This is a genomic window from Mycobacterium sp. E2497 (assembly GCF_001668695.1).
Lineage (GTDB): Bacteria > Actinomycetota > Actinomycetes > Mycobacteriales > Mycobacteriaceae > Mycobacterium.
On record NZ_LZKD01000232.1, the window covers coordinates 1 to 19,287 of the forward strand.

General features: G+C 62.6%; 12 protein-coding genes. 6 read left to right on the plus strand and 6 right to left on the minus strand.

Translation table 11 applies throughout. From position 1 onward, the window contains the following. Both A5713_RS21650 and A5713_RS21655 read right to left on the minus strand, forming a co-directional pair. On the minus strand, positions 1-4,880 hold a 4,880-nt coding region (locus A5713_RS21650), incomplete at its 3' end, for a non-ribosomal peptide synthetase (RefSeq protein ID WP_156751975.1). Positions 4,881-4,920: 40 nt separating this feature from the next. Beyond that, on the minus strand, positions 4,921-5,151 hold the full coding sequence (locus A5713_RS21655) for an MbtH family protein (protein ID WP_067919218.1): 231 nt from the start codon (positions 5,149-5,151) through the stop codon (positions 4,921-4,923). Positions 5,152-6,144: 993 nt separating this feature from the next. Here A5713_RS21655 and A5713_RS21660 point away from each other — a divergent pair. From A5713_RS21660 to A5713_RS21685, 6 genes are all read left to right on the plus strand, one after another. Next, positions 6,145-6,564, plus strand: coding sequence for an MmpS family protein (locus A5713_RS21660; RefSeq protein ID WP_068098341.1), 420 nt, complete (start codon positions 6,145-6,147; stop codon positions 6,562-6,564). Beyond that, a complete protein-coding gene (locus A5713_RS21665) occupies positions 6,561-9,464 on the plus strand; it encodes an RND family transporter (RefSeq protein WP_082973085.1) in 2,904 nt (967 codons plus the stop codon). Before A5713_RS21660 ends, A5713_RS21665 begins: the two co-directional genes overlap by 4 nt. 129 nt (positions 9,465-9,593) lie before the next feature. After that, the gene (locus A5713_RS21670; protein ID WP_068098319.1) at positions 9,594-12,506 is read left to right on the plus strand and encodes an RND family transporter; all 2,913 of its coding nucleotides are present in this window, start codon (positions 9,594-9,596) and stop codon (positions 12,504-12,506) included. Between the two features lie 99 nt (positions 12,507-12,605). Then, positions 12,606-13,553: an ATP-binding cassette domain-containing protein gene (locus tag A5713_RS21675; RefSeq protein ID WP_156751980.1), complete on the plus strand. Its 948-nt coding sequence runs from the start codon at positions 12,606-12,608 to the stop codon at positions 13,551-13,553. Continuing rightward, positions 13,550-14,290: an ABC transporter permease gene (locus A5713_RS21680; protein WP_068098320.1), complete on the plus strand. Its 741-nt coding sequence runs from the start codon at positions 13,550-13,552 to the stop codon at positions 14,288-14,290. Before A5713_RS21675 ends, A5713_RS21680 begins: the two co-directional genes overlap by 4 nt. Further along, on the plus strand, positions 14,290-15,081 hold the full coding sequence (locus A5713_RS21685) for an ABC transporter permease (protein WP_082973087.1): 792 nt from the start codon (positions 14,290-14,292) through the stop codon (positions 15,079-15,081). Before A5713_RS21680 ends, A5713_RS21685 begins: the two co-directional genes overlap by 1 nt. 17 nt (positions 15,082-15,098) lie before the next feature. On the opposite strand, the gene A5713_RS21690 is transcribed toward A5713_RS21685, so the two are convergent. From A5713_RS21690 to gmd, 4 genes are all read right to left on the minus strand, one after another. Further along, on the minus strand, positions 15,099-15,869 hold the full coding sequence (locus tag A5713_RS21690) for a glycosyltransferase family 2 protein (RefSeq protein WP_068098321.1): 771 nt from the start codon (positions 15,867-15,869) through the stop codon (positions 15,099-15,101). Between the two features lie 98 nt (positions 15,870-15,967). Beyond that, a complete protein-coding gene (locus A5713_RS21695; RefSeq protein ID WP_068098322.1) occupies positions 15,968-16,699 on the minus strand; it encodes an FkbM family methyltransferase in 732 nt (243 codons plus the stop codon). A 296-nt stretch (positions 16,700-16,995) separates the two neighbouring features. Then, the gene (locus tag A5713_RS21700; protein ID WP_068098323.1) at positions 16,996-17,958 is read right to left on the minus strand and encodes a GDP-L-fucose synthase; all 963 of its coding nucleotides are present in this window, start codon (positions 17,956-17,958) and stop codon (positions 16,996-16,998) included. A gap of 9 nt (positions 17,959-17,967) precedes the next feature. Further along, on the minus strand, positions 17,968-18,990 hold the full coding sequence (gene gmd, locus A5713_RS21705) for a GDP-mannose 4,6-dehydratase (RefSeq protein ID WP_068098324.1): 1,023 nt from the start codon (positions 18,988-18,990) through the stop codon (positions 17,968-17,970). Between the last annotated feature and the right edge of the window lie 297 nt (positions 18,991-19,287).

Below are 19,287 nucleotides of genomic sequence, written 5' to 3' on the forward strand. Positions count from 1 at the left end.
CGGTGCCGGTCGGGCGCCGTGCGGATCAGCAAGCCCCGGAACGTGGGCTGGTCGGCCAGGTCGCACACCGCGGCGCGTTCGTCCGCGCACAACCGCTCGACCTGGTCGTCGACGTTGCCGGCGTCCAGCTCGACGTACCGCCACGCCATCTGCGGATCGGCCGGGATGACCTGCACCGGCTCGCCGAAGTCCTCGGTGAACCGGGCGACCAGGTTGGGGTGGCGCTTGACGGCGGTGTGGACGGCCTCGCGCAGCCGCGCCGCGTCGAGGGCGCCGCTGACGGTGATGCCCAGCTGAACCGCGTACAGGTCATCGGTGACCTGTCCGAACGCGGTGTGGAACAGCAGTCCCTGCTGCACCGGGGTCAGCGGCAGCACGTCGGCGACGCCACCCTGGCGGCAGAGGGCGTCGAGTTGTTGTTGGGTGAGGTGGGCGGGCGCGATGTCCGACGGGGTCAACCCGCCGCCGCCGGCCCGGACGTGCGCGCAGATCCCGGCCAGCGCCTCGAACCACAACCGGCTCAATCGGCTGACGCGCTCCTCGTCCAGCGCCGACGGTGCCCACGTCCAGTTGGCCTGCAGGTGCGGTCCGGCGTCGGTGTCCATGGTGCCGGCGTTGAGCTCGACCGTGTGCGCCAGCGGCATCGGCACCGCGGTGGCCACGGCCGCGACCGCCAGGCTGTCGTGGCTGACCCGCCACAGCTCGTCGGAGAGGTCGGCGCCCGCGCCGAGCCGCCCGAGGTAGTTGAACCCGATGACCGGGTCGGGCCCGTCGAGGTCGACATCGGCGTTGAGGTAGCGCAGCAGCCCGTAGGTCAGGCCGTCGGGCAGGGCCCGCAGCTGTTCCTTGGCGGCCTTGATCACCGGGCCCAGCGCGGCCTCGCCGGCCGCCACCTGCGACCAGTTCAGCCGGCCGCCCTTCAACGCCACCGGATATTTGGTGGTGAACCAGCCCACGGTGCGCGACAGGTCGACCCGCGGGAACAGCTCTTCCTGGCGGCCGTGGCCCTCCACGTCGATGCCGATCGGCGCCGCGCCGGTGCCCAGGAATTCGGCGAACGCCAGCCCGAAGGCGATCAGCAAGATGTCGCCCACGCCGGCGTGGAACGCTGCGGGCACCTCACCGAGCAGCAACCGGGTCGTCTCGACGTCCAGCGATACCGACAGCTGACCCGCGGTGACATAGGTGTCGGCGTCGGGTTGCACCGCCGGCAGCGCGGCCGGGGTGGCCGCCACCTGCCGCCACTCGTCCGCCCTCGCCACCACGTCGGCCCGCTGGGCGTGCTCGGCGAGCAGCGACGACCAGCGGGCGAACGACGTCCCGGGCGCCAGCAGGGAGATGGGCTGCCCGTTGTGATGCTGGGCCCAGGCAATGTTGAAGTCTTCCACCAGGATTCGCCACGACACCCCGTCGACGGCCAGGTGGTGGATGATCAGCGCCAGCTGACCGGTGGACTCCGCCCAGGCCGCGCTGACCATCACGCCGGCGGCCGGGTTCAACCGCGACCGCGCCTCCGCCAACGATTCGTCGGACAGCGTCTCGACGGCGTGCACGCAGCCGCGCGCGTCCACCGCGCCGACCTCGGGCACCTGCAGCGACCAGCCGCCCGCGCCGTCGTCGTCGGCGCGCAGCCGCAGCGCGGCATGGCGATCCAGCAGCGCCTGCAGCACCGCCACCACGTCGGCCTCGGTCGCCCCGGCCGGGGCCTGCACCACCATGGTCTGGTTGAACTGCTCGATGGGGCCCTCGATGCCGTGCAGCCACCGCATGATCGGGGTGGCCACCACCGGCCCGACGCCGTCGTCGGCCGCGCCGCCCGCGCCGTCGACCGCCACCTCGGCCACCCGGGCCAGGCGGGACACCGACTGCTCGACGAACACGTCGCGGGGCCGGAACAGGATCCCGGCCGCGCGCGCTCGGGCCACCACCTGCATGGACAGAATGCTGTCGCCGCCGAGGTCGAAGAACGAGGCGTCCACCCCGACCCGCTCCAGGCCGAGCACCTGTGCGTAGATGTCGGCGAGGATCTCCTCGACCGGATCCTCCGGGGCGCGGTATTCGGCGACGGCGTATTCGGGGGCGGGCAGGGCGCGCTTGTCGAGCTTGCCGTTGCCGGTCAGCGGCAGGGCCTCCAGCACCACCACCGCGGCCGGCACCATGTACGGCGGCAGGCGGTCGGCCAGCGCGGCGCGGATCGCGGCCGGATCGGCCGTGCCGGTGATGTAGCCGACCAGGCGCTTGTCGCCGGGCCGGTCCTCGCGGGCGATCACCGCGGCCTGGTCCACCCCGTCGAGGCCCTTGAGCACCGATTGGATTTCGCCGAGCTCGATGCGGTAGCCGCGGATCTTGACCTGCTCGTCGGAGCGGCCGAAGTATTGCAGCTGCCCGTCTTCGCCCCAGCAGACCAGGTCGCCGGTGCGGTACATGCGCGCGCCGGGACCCCCGAACGGGTTGGCGACGAACCGGGAGGCCGTCAGGCCCGCGCGGCGGACGTAGCCGATGCCGACGCCGCGGCCGGCCAGGTACAGCTCGCCGACCACGCCGGCCGGCACCGGCTGCAACCACTTGTCGAGGACGAACATCGCCGCCCCGGCGATCGGCGAACCGATCGGCACCACGGCCGACCCGGGGGTCAGCGGCTTGCTGATCGACGCGCACACCGTGGTCTCGGTGGGGCCGTAGGCGTCGAGCATCACCCGCCCGGGCGCCGCCCACCGGTCCACGACGTCCGTCGGGCAGGCTTCGCCGGCCACCACCAACGCGGTGGACTCCAGGCCCTCCGCCGGCAGCATCGCGACCGACGACGGGGTCTGGGTGAGCACGCTGACCTGCTCGGCGACCAGCAGGTCGTGCAGCTCTTCCGGGGAGCTCGCCACCGACTCGGGCACCACCAGCAGCCGCCGGCCGCGCAGCAGGGCGCCGAAGATCTCCCAGACCGAGAAGTCGAAGGCCGACGAGTGGCATTGCGTCCACACCTGCCCCTTGGGCAGGCCGGCGTCGAGCGACTCGATCAGCCAGGTGACGTTGAGATGAGGAATCGCAACGCCTTTGGGGGTTCCGGTGGTTCCGGAGGTGTAGATGATGTAGGCGATGTTCTGCGGGGCCGGTGCCGGGAGCGGCGTGGTGGGCTGGGCCTCGACCGCCGGGTCGTGGACGTCGACGACCAACACGTCGTGGCCGTCCAGCCGCGGGCGCAGGTCGGCGGTGGTGATGACCGCGCTCGGCGCGGCGTCGGAGAGCACGAACTCCATGCGCGCGGCGGAGTGCGCGGGGTCGATCGGCACGTAGGCCGCGCCGGTCTTGAGCACCGCGAGCATCGCCACGATCGCGTCGGTGCACCGGGGGAACATCACCGCGACGCAGCCGCCCGGGCCCACCCCGTGGCCGGCCAGCAGGTGCGCCAGCCGGTTGGAGGCCTCGTCGAGTTCGGCGAACGTCAACGACTTGGCCGAGCAGGTCACGGCCGGGGCGTCGGGCGTCCGCTGCACGTGTTCGGCGAACGCGACCGGGATGGACACCGGGGCGGGTACCGGTGCGGTCAGCGCCGCCCGATTGCTCCACTCGTCGAGCTTGGCCGGTTCGTCGGCTGCCAACAGGTCGATCGAGGACAGCCACCGCTCCGGGTCGGCGGTCATCTCCTCCAGTACCTGCTGCATCCGGGCCGCCAGGTCGGCGACACCGAAGTCGGCGAACGGTTGGCCCGGTCCCGCGGTGCTCAGGAACATCTGATCGCCGGAACCGAGGAAGAACAGGCTGAAGTGCCCCACCGGGCCGTGGTTGGTGTAGGTGGCGGTCGCCGGTGATCCGGCGAGGTCGAGGGTGAGCCGCATCGGGAGGAAGTTGATGCCGACCCGGCTCGCCGCCTGCCGGAGGCCGTCGCTCTCGAGGGTGTGCACGGGGAACCGCTGGTGGTGCAGCAGCTCTCGGATTCGAATGTCGACGTGTTTGCAGAAGTCGGCGACCGTGCCCGTGGGTGGGGTGTCCAGCACCAGCGGCACCACCCCGGCGAACATCCCGGGAAGGGTTTTCGACTCCGGGCGAACCCGCCGGCTCACCGGGAAGTCCAGCGCCACCTGCGAACCGCTCCCCGACCACGCCCGCACCAGCAGCGCGCAGGCCGCGGTGGTGACGGAGAACCGGCGGATGCCCAGCTTCTTGGACAGCTCCTTGATCCGGGTGGTCACGGACGGGTCCAACTGCACGGAGGCGGACGGCGAATAGTGGTCCCGGCCGCTCGGGGCGTCCGTGGGCCGGTCGACCCACGAGGTCTCCGGCGGCAGGTTATGGCTCCAGTACTCCTTGTCCTCCTGATAGTCGGAGGACGCTTCGTACTCCGACTCCAGGTCCACCAAATCCTGGGCCGAGCCGAAGTAGGCGTCAGGAATGGGCTTTCCGGCGACCATGGCCGAATAAATTGTTGCGACCCGACGGCATACCAGCGCCATTCCCAATCCGTCGATTGCGATGTGGTGGCAGCAACCGAACAAATAAAACTCGTCAGCCTGTGTCTGGAACAACACGAATTGGAACAGCTGACCGTTCAATGCCATCGGCGTGCGCTGGATCGACGACGCTATGGCGCGGGCTTCCTGCACGGGATCCGGCAACGAAGTCAGGTCGTGGAAAGTGAGGTCGACGTTCGGGTAGTCGATCGGCTTCTGCACGACATGGCCGTCGACCTCGAAGAACGACACCCGGCCGGCCTCGGCCTCGGCGACGGTCTGCGTGAGCGCGCGCTGGAGGGCATCGCGATCGAGCGAACCCTCGATCTTTATCAGCAGCCCGAGCTGCCACTCCGTACCGACGTAGCCCGTTTCCTGCGAGAGCCAGATGTCAAGCTGCCCGCGCGTCAGCGGAAGTGCGCGATCACCATCTCCCATCGACTCCCCCAAAGCTCCATCCGCCCCATACCCCGACTCGTTACTGCTCAAAACCCCGACCCGATGCGAGCTTGTCGCGCAGACTCTTTGGCCGGATGTCGGGCCAGTTCTGTTCGATGTACTCCAAGCACGCAGCGCGATCCGTCTCCCCGTACACCACTCGCCAGCCGGCTGGAACATCAGCGAAGGCCGGCCACAGGCTGTGCTGCTCCTCGTCGTTCACCAAGACGAAAAAGCTGCCGTTGTCGTCGTCGAACGGATTGATGCTCACGGTTCTCCAGGATGCCTAGTTGACATGAGTGGAACGGTCCAAACCCTACTGGAGGCACCAGCGTGCCGCCGTGATTTGGACAAAGTTCCCGGTGTGACCTGTCAGGCTCTTAACACAGCTTAAGAATTGGGCTGGTGGGCTGCGCAGCTGCCGCCGTTGGCAGCTGTGACCTGCAACAAAGGCCCACCGGTGCGGTTGGCGATTGGGCGTGGTCGACCTTCAAGGACGATGCAATTTTGGGTGGTTGTCACCGGCCAGGATACCGGCCCTGGAGCAACCGCGAAAATCACCACGAGGCGAACCGGCGGCGGCGGCGAGAACATCGCGGAAACGGGTGCGGCGTGGCGTCAGCGCGCGCGTCCGTTCGCCACGCGAACGTGGCCCGCGGACCCATTGACTCCGGGCGGCGATCGTCGTTAGCTGACTAGGGCTGCTGATCACTCAGCGAGCTTCGGTCGCCGGACGCACCGTGGGTGGGCGGGTGCCGTTCCGGACCGTATGGAGTGCTCGGTGACAACCGGGTGAATCATCCGGCCGGAAAGATCGAAAAAGTGCCGTTACGCATGCGGTATGCATTACGATCCCGTATCTCGCTGCCGAAGGGCTGATACGGAGACGATTGGCGTGGTTTACTCATGAAGACTCGGTCGCGCTCCCCGGGGGCGGGGCTCGTATGAGGTGCCGAAGCACGACTAGTCTGCGACGTACACCGCATTCGGAGTGCCCTCACCTGGCGTATCGCTTCCAGCATGTAACAGCTTGTTAGGGCCGGCGGAATAACAAGAGACGTGAAATTGGGCAGAAGGGGGTGCGGTGACCGAACCCGACGTGCGGGCCCGGCCCGATAACGCGATGGAAGACCGCAACGGTGGCCAGCCGACGGGTCGCCGACGTGGCTTCCTGGGCATTGGTCGTCGCCAATCTCTGACGGGCCCTCAGCGGCCAATTGGGCGGCAACAAACGCATCCCCGCGGAGCGGGAGTCCTTGCCGCGCTGAAGCGGCTCTGGATCCCGTTGCTCATCGTGGCCGTGGTCGTTGCCGGAGGAATGACCGTTGCACGACTGCACGGCATCTTCGGCTCCGAGAAGCGCGAGTCGTATGCCGACACCCGGATCAAGGACACCAAGCCGTTCAACCCCAAGCACATCAGGTACGAGATCTTCGGTCCGCCGGGAACGACTGCCGACATCAGCTACTTCGACGTTGACGGCAACCCGGTGCATGTCAACGGACAGTCCGTGCCGTGGTCATTCGATATTTCGACGACGCTGCCGTCAATCTTGGGAAACGTTGTGGCACAAGGCAATAGCGATATGCTCGGCTGCCGGATCGTGGTTGACGGCGTTGTCAAAGCCGAGAGGGTTTCGCACGAATTGAACGCGTTCACCTACTGCATGCTGACGGCCACATGAGCGACGTGCACAGCGACGACGTGGATATGGAAAATGGCCGCCAGTCAAGGCCGTTCATAGCGCGGATGATCCATGCGCTTTCGATACCGATCATCTTGGGGTGGTTGGGGATCGCCGTCATCGTGGCGATCGGCGTCCCCCCATTGGAGCAGGTCGAGGCGGAGAATGCGGTCCCGCTGAGTCCCGTTGCAGCACCGTCGTTCAAGGCGATGGCGCACCTAGGCCAAGACTTCAAGGAAACCAATTCCGGCGCTTTGGCGATGATCGTCTTGGAGAGTCAGCAACCCCTCGGCGACGACGCCCACAAGTACTACAACCAATTGATTCGTGAGTTGCGGGCCGATAAGCACGTGCAGAACGTCCAGGACTTCTGGGGCGATCCGGTCACGTCGAAAGCCGCGGAGAGTTCCGACTCGAAGGCCGTATATGTGCAGGTCCAACTCGCCGGCACCCAGGGTGGGGCCGCGGGCGATGAATCGGTAGCGGCAATTCGACAAATAGTTGCGCGGACACCCACGCCGAATGGCTTGAAGGCCTACGTAACCGGCCCCGCGCCAACAGTTGCGGATATGAACATCGCGGGCCAAAAGACCGTGATGCTGGTAACCGTCACGAGCATGGCGGTGATCTTCATTACCCTGCTCCTCGTCTACCGGTCGATCCTGACAGTAATTCTGTTGCTGCTGATGGTCGGGCTCCAATTGCAGGTGTCACGTGGAATAGTCGCTTTCCTCGGTCATCTCCAGCTATTGGGCCTCACAACGTTCGCCGTCAACCTCTTGGTCGCCGCGGTCATCGCGACGGGAACCGACTACGGGATATTCTTCGTCGGGCGATATCAGGAGGCGCGTCAGGCCGGCGAGGACCGGGAAACGGCCTTCTATACCACGTTCGGCAGTGTGGCCAAGGTCGTGTTGGCTTCCGGTTTGACGATCGCCGGCGCGGTTTTCTGCCTCAACTTCACCCGGTTGCCCTATTTCCAGCCACTGGGAATCCCTTGCGCCATCGGCATCACCGTCGCGGTTCTCGTTGCCCTCACGCTCGCTCCGGCGCTCCTTGTCGTTGCCGGCCGTTTTGGCATCTTCGACCCTAAACGGGTAATTACGACCCATCGCTGGCGGCGGATTGGCACGGCGATCGTACGGTGGCCCGCACCCATTCTCGTAACCACCTTGGCGGTCGCGCTCATCGGCCTGATAACCCTGCCGAATTACAACCCCAGCTACGACGACCAGAAATTCATTCCCGATGACATTCCTGCGAGTGTGGGAAACGCTGCCGCGCAGCGACATTTCCCCCAATCGCGAACCATGATGCCCGAAATTCTCCTCCTCGAGAGCGATCATGATCTGCGCAATCCGGCCGACATGATCGTCTTGAATAAGGTCGCCAAGGGCGTACTCGCGGTTCCGGGTGTTTCCACCGTGCAGTCCGTGACCCGGCCCGAGGGCATCCCGCTCGAGCACACCACGATCCCCTGGATCGTGAGCATGTCCCAGGCGAGTCAGCAAGTGAACATGGCGTTCCAGAAGGACCGCATGGACGACATGCTCAAGCAGGCCGAAGAGCTGGCGAAGATGATCCAGATCATGCAGCACATGTACGGTCTGATGAAAGAGCTCGTCGCGACAACCCACCACATGGTGGGCAAAACGCATGAGATGCAGGCGATCACGGAAGAACTGCGCGGCAAGATTTCCGATTTCGAGGATTTCTTCAGGCCGGTTCGCAGTTACTTTTACTGGGAACGGCACTGCTACGACATCCCCATCTGTTTTTCGTTGCGATCCATATTCGATGCCCTCGACGGCGTCGACGAGATCACCGATAAGCTCCGCGAACTGGTGGCGGACCTAGACCAACTCGACGTGCTGCTGCCGCAAATGGTTATCCTGCTCCCGCCCATGATCGAGAGCATGCAGAGTATGCGGACCATGATGCTGACGATGCACAGCACCATGGCCGGTGTCATGGGCCAGATGGAATCGCAGGGCAATAATTCGGCCGCGATGGGCCAGGCATTCGACGCGTCTAGGAACGAAGATTCCTTCTACCTGCCACCGGGAATCATCAACGACTCGGAGGCCTTCAAACGGGTCGAGAAAATCTTTATGTCGCCGGACGGAAAAGATGTCCGCATGCTGATTTCGCAAAAGGGCGATCCGGCCACGCCCGAAGGCCTTTCCCGCGTTGAACCCATCAAGACGGCCGCCGAGGAGGCGCTCAAGGGCACTCCGTTGGAGGATGCGAAGGTCTACCTCACCGGCACCGCGGCCATCACCAAAGACATCGTGGATGGCTCCAAATGGGATCTCTTGATCGCGGGGGTCGCCGCCATCTGCCTGATCTTCATCATCATGCTGATCATGACGCGAAGTTTCATTGCCGCGCTGGTGATCGTCGGTACAGTGCTGTTGTCAATGGGCGCGTCCTATGGGTTGTCCGTCCTCGTCTGGCAGTATCTCCTCGGCCTGCAATTGCACTGGACGGTGCTGTCGACGTCGGTCATCGTCCTCCTAGCGGTGGGATCGGACTACAACCTGCTGCTGGTCTCGCGGATGAAAGAGGAATTGGCCGCCGGTATCAACACCGGCATCATCCGGGCGATGGCCGGTACCGGCAAGGTCGTCACCAATGCGGGCCTGGTGTTCGCTTTCACCATGGCTTCGATGGGAGTCAGTGACCTGCGCAGCGTCGCCCAGACGGGCACGACGATCGGGTTGGGCCTGCTGTTCGACACCCTGGTCGTGCGCGCATTCATGACGCCGTCCGTCGCCGCTTTGCTGGGACGCTGGTTCTGGTGGCCGCAACGCGTGCGTCAGCGGCCCGCCAGCTCGATGCTCCGGCCATTGGGACCCCGGCCGTTGGTGCGCTCGTTGTTGCTCAAACAGCCGTTGTAACTGGCGGACTTCCACTTTCAGCACAGGGACCGCGACCGTGGGGAACATCGTGACAGATGACAATAGGGACGGCACTCGCCGCTGCGCCGCAGTGGACGGCGCGGTCGACGCGCATCGGTTGAGGGCCACATGACCACCGAACACGCCCGACCCCCTTTCGTCGCCCGGAGCATCCGCCGGCTTTCGGTGCCCATCGTGCTGGCGTGGATAGCGCTGACGCTGGTCGTGACCTTCTGCGTTCCCTGGCTGGAGACGGTCGGACGCGAACATTCCGTGCCATTGGCTCCTCCGGACGCACCGGCGGTCCAAGCCATGCAGCGCATGGGCAAGGATTTCAAAGAGTCCGATTCGGACAGTATTGCGATGATCGTGCTGGAGGGGCAGCAGCGCCTCGGGGACGACGCTCATACGTACTATGACCAGTTAATTCGTGCACTAAAGGCCGACCCGAAGCATGTGGAGCACGTGCAGGATCTGTGGGGAGATCGACTCACGGCTGCGGGTGCGCAAAGCGACGACGGCAAGGCCGTCTATGTGCAGATAAATCTCGCAGGCAACCAAGGCACAACGCTGGGGCAGGACTCCATTGCCGCCGTCCGCGGCATCATCGCGCGTAGCACGCCGCCCCCGGGACTCAAGGTCTACGTCACCGGTCCATCGGCCCTGTTGTCGGATATGCAGCAGGCTGGTGACAGGTCCATTCTGAAGATGACCGCGGTGGGCGCGCTGATCATTTTCGTGGTGCTGCTGTTCGTCTACCGGTCGATCCTCACCGTAATTCTGTTGTTGGTCACCGTCGGGATCGAGGTTCTTGCCGCCAGGGGAATCGTCGCGTTCCTCGGCGACCATAGCCTCGTCGCGCTCTCCACGTTTGCCGTGAACTTGCTGGTGGCGCTCGCCATGGCGGCCGGAACCGACTACGCGATCTTCTTCTTCGGCCGGTATCAGGAGGCGCGTCAGGCCGGCGAGGACCGGGAAAGGGCCTTCTACACCACCTACCGCGGCGTCGCTCCCGTCGTCTTGGGTTCCGGTTTGACGATCGCCGGCGCAATGTTGTGCCTGGGCTTCACCCGGATGCCCATCTTCCAGACCATGGGCGCGCCCTGCGCCGTGGGCATGCTAGTGGCCGTTGTGATCGCGCTTACGTTGGTTCCTGCCGTTCTCACCCTCGGGAGCGGGTTCGGGCTGTTCGACCCCAAGCGGGTTCTCGCCTTCGGACGCTGGCGCCGGATCGGCACGGCGATTGTCCGCTGGCCCGTGCCCATCCTCGCTGCGACCATAGCGGTCGCCGTGGTCGGTCTAGTAACACTGCCCGGCTACCAGACGAGCTACAACAACCGGTTCTACATGCCCAATGACATTCCGGCCAACGTCGGGTACGCGGCCGCCGATCGCCATTTCTCTCAAGCGCGAATGATGCCCGAAATCGTGATGATCGAATCGGATCACGATATGCGTAATCCTGCGGATTTCCTGGTCTTGCACAGACTGGCCAAAGCGATATTCAAAGTTTACGGCATCTCTCGGGTGCAGGGCATTACCCGGCCCGAGGGTACGCCGATCCAGCACACGTCAATACCTTTTCTATTGCAAATGCAATACGCGGTCATGCAGCAAGATCAGAAGTACATGCGAGACCGCACACAGGACATGCTCAAGCAAGCAGACATTTTGAGCTATCAAATCGCTACGATGAAGCGCATGTATGCATTACAGAAGCAGATAACCGCTATCACGCACGACTCAATCGGTAAAACTAAAGCAATACGCGACGTTGTGGCGGAACTCAGAAACCATTTTTCCGACTTTGAAGATTTCTTCAGACCGCTCCGTAGTTATTTCTATTGGGAAAGACACTGCTATGACATCCCCATATGCTGGGCACTTAGGAATATATTTGAGGAATTCGACGGGATCGATGCACTGACCGATAAGCTCGATGAACTCATCGTCGATCTAGACAAGATGGACGCGCTGTTGCCCCAGCTGCTTGAGATTTTCCCGCCGTCGATCGCAATCGCCGAGGATGTTCGGAACATGCTGCTGACCAGCTACAGCACCATGAACGGAACGCTTGGCCAGATGGACAACCAGAAAGAGAACGCCACCGCCATGGGGGCGACCTTCGACGCCGCCAAGGACGACGATTCTTTTTATCTGCCGCCCGACATCTTCCAGAACGAAGACTTCAAGCGTGCGATGAGCCAATTCTTGTCCCCCGACGGGAAAGCGGCCCGATTCATCATCTCCCACAAGGGCGATCCGGCCTCACCTGAAGGGCTCGCGCGCATCGATAAGATCAGGACGGCGGCCGAAGAGGCACTCAAGACGACGCCACTGGAGCCGTCCAAGATCTATATCGCCGGCACCGCGTCGACGTTCAAGGACTTCCGGGACGGATCCACCTACGATCTGTTTATCGCGGGAGTCGGTGCGCTCTGCCTCATATTCATCATCATGCTGATCATCACTCGAGGTTTCGTAGCCTCAATGGTCATTGTCGGCACGGTGGCGCTTTCACTCGGCTCGTCGTTCGGGCTGTCGGTACTGATCTGGCAATACATCATGGGCATCAACTTGTACTGGATGGTGCTGCCGATGTCCGTGATCGTCCTGTTGGCGGTGGGATCCGACTACAACCTGCTGCTGGTATCCCGGATGCGAGAGGAAATAGCGGGCGGTATCAACACCGGCATCATTCGCGCGATGGGCGGTACCGGCAAGGTCGTGACCAACGCGGGCCTGGTCTTCGCATTCACGATGGCCTCGATGGTGGCCAGCGACTTGCGGATCATTGGTCAGGTCGGAACAACGATCGGTTTAGGCCTGTTGTTCGACACCTTGATCGTGCGCTCCTTCATGACGCCGACCATCGCCGCGCTGCTCGGACGATGGTTCTGGTGGCCACAAATCGTTCGTCCGCGGCCCGCGAGCCAAATGCTTCGACCGGAGGGCCCGCGTCCGTTGGTGCGGTCCCTGGTTCTACACCGAGAGTTCGCGGACGATACGCCCACTACGGAGATCCCGAGGCCATCCGTCTAGATGGCCGGTCGCCACCGCAGAGAACAGCAGCAACCCCTTGATTCCGGTGATGCTCCAACACGGCCAACTGCAAACGCCCACCATGAAATACTCACTACTGTGAGACCACTGGCGATCGAGGTTGAAGGCCTCACAAAGACATTCGGCCGAAGCACCCCTGCGCTCTGCGGCGTGAGCTTCTCCGTTCCGGCTGGGACGGTGTGCGGCCTCCTGGGCCACAACGGCGCCGGTAAGACGACGACGATAAACATTTTGTCCACGCTGATCCGGCCCAGTTCCGGTCGTGCACTCGTCGCCGGCTACGACATCATCCATCAGGCTGCGCAGGTCCGCGCCAGCATCGGGATGACCGGACAGTTCACCGCGGTAGACCCCCTGCTCACAGGCCGGGAGAACCTGGTGTTGTACGGCAGGCTCCGGGGGCTACGTCGAGGTCAGGCGAAGGCTCGCGCCGACGAACTGATTGAACAGTTCGACCTCAGCGGGGCCGCCGACCGGCGGATATCCACCTATTCCGGAGGCATGCGACGGCGCGTTGACCTCGCCAGCGCCCTGGTCGTCCTGCCAAAAGTGCTTTTCCTCGACGAGCCCACCATTGGGCTGGATCCCCGTAGCCGCCGAGATGTCTGGGCCTTGGTGACCTCGTTGGCCCAGCAGGGCATCACCGTACTGCTGACGACACAGTATCTGGAAGAAGCTGACGTGCTGAGCGACTCCATCGTCGTCGTCGACCACGGGCAGGTGATTGCCAGCGGCACCGCCGACGAGCTGAAGCGCAGGGTGGGTGCGAATTACTGCCAAGTGACCCCGGCCAATCCGGCCGACCTTCCTCGAGTCGCCGCAGCGTTGGCCGGGCTTGACGGCACCGACATCGACACCGACACGAACTCTGTGTCGGTGTTCGCCCCCGACGGGCTGGCCACGTTGGGTGAGGTGTTTCGTCGGATCGACGCGATCGGCATCGAATTCGCCGACATCTCGTTACGCAAACCCTCGCTCGACGAGGCGTTCATGCACCTCACCGAGCGGACTGTCACGCGGTCATGAGCGCCCTCGCCGCCCTCACCGAACGTTCGCTTAAGTCCGCGGTCCGCGACGGCGGGATGATCTACGAGATGCTGTCGCCCGTCGGATATCTGGCAGGTTTCGCCGTGGCGCTGCATGGGCTCGTTGAGACAGACCGCGTGAGTTATGCGCAGTACCTGGTGCCTGCGGTGGTCGTTCAATCCGTGATCTTTGTCGCGATGTTCACTGGTGATCGGGCAGCACGTGATCATCTGCATGGGCTGGGCGAACGGTTCGGAACGCTGCCGATCGCCGCGGCAGTCCCCGTGACCGCTCGGATGGTCGCGACCTTGATGCGGGCAGCGCTTGCGATTTTGGTGGCGATGGCCGCCAGCTATGCGATCGGGTTCCGGATAGTCGGCGGCGTGGGCTACGCGGTGGCCTTTGCGCTACTCGCGTTGCTGCTGTGCCTCGCCGTGGCGCTGGGCGCCGATGCACTGGGGTCGGGCGGTAGCAGCTTGGAAGGTGTCAGCCACATATTGTTTGTCCCCCAGTTGATGTTGTTCATGCTTTCCACCGGAATCGCCCCCGAGAAAACCTTTCCCGGTTGGTTGCGTCCGTACGTGCGCAACCAACCGGGATCACAGATCACTGAGACACTTCGTGGCCTAGCCTCTGGGCACGTGGCGGTTGCCAACTTGGCCGCCGCCCTGGCCTGGTGTGTTGGCATGGTGCTGGTCTTCGGCGCCATCACGTTGCGGATGCAGAGGCGAGCGTAATGGTGCTGCAGCCGGAGCTTCACGGTTCTCTACTGACGCAGAGCTGGGTACACGCCGGTCGGCTACTGACGCGATGGCGGCGTGACCGCGGGGTGTTGATCGGGTCGTTGCTTTTCCCCGTCAGCCTCATGCTGATCTACGAGATTGTGCTGGGTGAGCAGGTCCGTAAGGTCACTGGCGTCGACGGCGTCTATGGCTTGGCCCCATTGTGCGCAGTTTTGTCCGCCGTGTTCGGCGCTCTAGGTGGCGCAGTCAGTATCTCGTTGGAGCGCGACTCGGGCTTGCTCAGCAAGATGTGGGTGCTGCCGACCCATCACACGAGCGCACTTGGCGGGCGGATAATCGCCGACGCCGTGCGCTCGCTCTTTGGGACAGTCCTGGTCACCATCCTCGGAGTTGCATTGGGGCTACGCTTTACACACGGCTGGCTCAGCGCTCTGCCGTATGTCCTGATCCCATCGATCGCGGTGGCCGGGTACACGGCTTTGGTGATGGCACTGGCCATCCGCATCAACGGGCGTACTGTCATGGTTTGGCTAGTCGGGGTGACAGTCTCGCTCGCGTTTCTCAACCCGGGCACCACCCCGATCAGGCTCTTTCCCGTCTGGCTTCAACCATTCGTCAGAGTGCAACCGATGTCGCCGCCCATCGAGGCGATGTGGGCACTCGCCCATGGCGGCTCGCTCGTTTGGCCTCTGGTGATGACTCTGCTATGGACGGTCGGGCTGCTCGCGATCTTCACTCCCATCGCCATGCGGGGCTATCGGCGCGCCGCTGAGTCTTGCGCCTGAGCATCTTTGGTCTCGGTTCAAGCAGACCGCTTAACCCTTGCCACCCACTGACGAAACGCGGGTCCGCGGACTTCCTTTCGCTTTAAGAGTGCAAACGTCCGCGCAAACACCTCCATGGCCGATGCCCAAAAAAACACCGGGAGCCGCTTTCTGAACTCCTTGTCGACGGTGCTGCTGATTCCTGTGACGTCGTTGTATCGGGCTACAACGATATCCATGTAGCGGGCTACCAGCGCCGGGTTGGAGAAGCACCGGATATTGAAATCCCAGTCTGCCCATACCCGATAGCGCAGATTGTAGGGGCCAATACCTGCAAAAAGCTTGCGGCCGTAGAAGATCGACTGATGGCACATATTCGTCTCAAAAAGCAGACGATCAAGGTCGAAAGCGCCGGCGTGGCGGGTTCCCGTTGAGCGCATGACCACATCGCCATACACCAGGTCACTAGGTTCATGCTCGCGAATGAAAGTGGCTACACGAGCCAGAGTGTCTGTCTCGTAAAGGGTGTCGTCCGCGCCGAGAAAGAGTAGCCATTCTCCCGTAGCAAGAGCCACACCGCGGTTCATGGCGTCGTAAGGCCCCTGATCCGGATCACTACGAATCACGAGGCGCCTACCGAGCTTTGAGGCGAAGCCGCTCGCTATGCCGAGGGTTTGGTCCGTCGAGGCGCCGTCGATGAGGACCACCTCGAAATCGGTACAAGTTTGTCGGACGATGGTGTCAAGGCAGGCATGCAAGGTCGTCGCCACGTTGAAAGTCGGGATGATGACCGAAAACAATGGCGCCATCAGTGCCCTACTCTCAGGTCCCGACTTGAGCGCTCTGGCCAGACCTCGGGCGCTGCGTTTTGCATGTGGTCCGGCGGAGGGTCAGTGCACATTTGAAATCAATCGTTCTTGCGAAAGAAGATACCGTCTGCCTGCAACATCTCACCGTTGCGTGGATCAATGAAGCAGGGCAACAAGCCTGTCAACTTGAAGCCTAAGGAATAAATGAGATCTAATGCTTCCGGAATGAGCATGCCACCTTCATACAAGGGAAGAAACGATAGTTCGAGTTGCATGCCAACGCAACGGTCGTTGACGGTCGAGGTCCCGCCGGCGAGAACATGCTTTTCAAATCCTTGGACATCAATCTTGAGAAAAATAGTGTCAGTCGGCATCAAGATCTGCGATGCCACGGTATCGAGCCGTTTTATCGGCACATCCTCGGTTCCAACATAATTAGCCGGTGGATAGGCGTCCTGATGGCTTTTCAACATCGGCAATACAGAGCTGCTCTCGCCATCGTTGCCCGCAATATTTATCGAGATACTCCCATCGATATCGCCTATGGCACACCGCTGACAGTCCCAAAGTGGGTCTTTCAAAGTATTCTTTTCCAGGCGGGAAAATGGCTCCGAGAGCGGCTCGAACGAAATGATACGGCCTTTGAATCCCGATTTCCGGAGTCCAGCGGCGTATTGCCCAGAATTAGCACCAATATCGAAAACAGCATCCACCTGGCGCGATTCAAGTTGGCTTACAAAATGGCGTTTCCACTCGCGGTCAGAATAGTAACGCGCTAGCTGAAGGGTAGCACCACGCGCGATCAACCGGGCACGGCGAAACAAATCCATTACGCCACACTAACACGTGAATACGTGAGCCCAATGGTTCGCGGGAACTCTGACAGTTCAAAATTCGGAGTAACCGTCAGACTCGCAGAGTCGGAACACCGAGTGCTGGCCGGCGTCAATCGTCGCCCAACGACTTGCCCAAGGAGGTTGACGGGATCCTGCCGCGCAGCCCCTTGGTTGCTGCAATCCCCAGCGTACTGGACTCTCAGTGAACGTCCCCTCCCCCAGTTTGACGCCGACGCCTTCGCGCCTGCCGAACCAACCAGATCACCTAAGCTACAAGGCTCAATGCTCATTCACTCCCTCGTCGCGCGAGCGTTCGCGCGATACCAAGCTACCGTTGCCTCGATCCCGGCCTGCAGGTGAATTCTGGGCGCCCATCCCGCTTCCCGTAACACCGAAACATCCAACAGTTTGCGTGGCGTTCCGTCCGGTTTGGTTGCATCCCAACGGGTTTCGCCGGTAAAGCCCACGGCTCCGGCGACCATATCGGCAATCTCACTGATGGTGTGGTCGATGCCGGTCCCCACGTTAACGTGGCTTGGGCCGTCGTAGTTTTCCAAAAGGTAAAGACACGCGCTCGCAAGGTCATCGACGTGCAGAAGCTCGCGCCTCGGAGTTCCGGTGCCCCAATTGGTTACCGTCGCCGCGCCGCAAGCTCTAGCCTCCGCATACCTTCGGATGAGCGCCGGCAGCAGATGTGACGTTTCTGGGGAAAAGTTGTCACCGGGCCCGTACAGATTGGTCGGCATCGCAGAGATCCAGGCCAGGCCATATTGGCGTCTGACCGCCTGAACGTGAAGTATTCCCGCAATTTTTGCGATTGCGTACGCGTCGTTCGTTGGCTCCAGAGGGCCCGTGAGCAGCGCACTCTCGCTGATCGGCTGCGGAGCGTGTTTCGGGTAAATGCAGGAAGATCCAAGAAAGAGCAGCCGCGGCACTCGCGCCAACACAGCGGCATCTAGCAGGTTGACTTGAATTTGAAGGTTTTGCGACAGAAAGTCAACCGGATAGGTGTCGTTTGCCATGATCCCGCCGACCCGAGCTGCCGCGTCGATGATGACTTGAGGCCTTGCTTCGGAAACGAAGCCAATCGTGGCGGCCCGATCAGTGAGGTCCAGTTCGCTGTGCGAGCGTACTAGAAGATTGGTGAACCCCTCGGCCTGGAATCTGCGTAACAGAGCAGACCCAACCAGCCCTCGGTGCCCGGCGATATACACCGGCGATGCGCGGTCCAGAACGCCGATCGAGATGCCCATCCGTCCAGGTCAACTCCAACCGGGGAGGGTTGGCTGATCAATCCACGGCTTGCCTTCGCTCTCCAAAGCAGCGATGTCAGCGTCCACCATGATCCGGGCCAGTTCGCCGGTGTGTACAGACGCCTTCCATCCCAGTGATTGCGCAGCCTTGGTCGCATCGCCGACCAGAGAATCCACTTCAGTGGGTCGCAAGTAGCGCTCGTCAAACTTCACATGCTTTTGCCAATCGAGCCCGACGTGGTCGAATGCGGCTTGGGCGAACTCACGCACCGTGTAACCGCGACCAGTCGCCAAGACGAAATCCTCAGGCTCAGGAGCCTGCAGCATCCGCCACATCCCTTCCACATATTCGGGTGCGTACCCCCAGTCGCGGACAGCATCGAGGTTGCCCATGTAGACCTCCGACTGGAGGCCGGCCTTAATGCGTGCGGCGGCTCGAGTGATCTTCCGCGTCACGAACGTCTCACCGCGCCGTGGCGATTCATGATTGAACAAGATGCCGTTCACTGCGTACAAACCGTACGCCTCCCGGTAATTGCGCGTCACCCAGTACGCGTAGACCTTCGCCGCGCCATAGGGTGAGCGCGGATAGAACGGCGTCTGCTCGCTCTGCGGCGGCGGCGAAGCGCCAAACATCTCCGACGAAGACGCCTGATAAAAACGGCAGTCGACTCTGGAAAGCCGAACCGCTTCTACCAGCCGAATCGATCCCATACCTGTGGTGTCGCCGGTGTGCACCGGTTCGTCGAAGCTGACACGCACATGCGACTGCGCCGCAAGGTTATAGACCTCGTCGGGGTCGATTGAGCTAAGCAGGGTCACCAAACGGGTGCCGTCGGTGAGATCGCCGTAGTGCAAGAACAATCTCGCACCCGCTTCGTGCGGATCGACGTAGAGGTGATCGATCCGAGACGTATTGAACGTCGAAGCTCGACGAATGAGCCCGTGGACCTCGTATCCTTTGCCCAGCAGCAGTTCGGCAAGATACGAGCCGTCCTGTCCGGTGATCCCGGTTATGAGCGCTCGCTTCACTGGGCTCCCGCCTCCGTCGGTCCATGCTCGTCACCATGTGTTCGGCATCCTATGGTGGCCGTACCAATCCCTGCCACGCAACGTGCGCGGCGTACCCCGTGAGCCAATGATAGGTGTCGGGGGCGGGCCGACGTTGGCCAAACGACTGACTTTTCGTCATCGAGCACATCCAATCGCGTTGGGTACATGTGACAGAACCCTGTCGCCCAAAAGGCCTCTGAAACAGAGAGAATTCCACCCTCAGAGCTGGAACCTTGCACAATCGGGCCTACTGTTCGACCCAGCCCAACGGCCAAA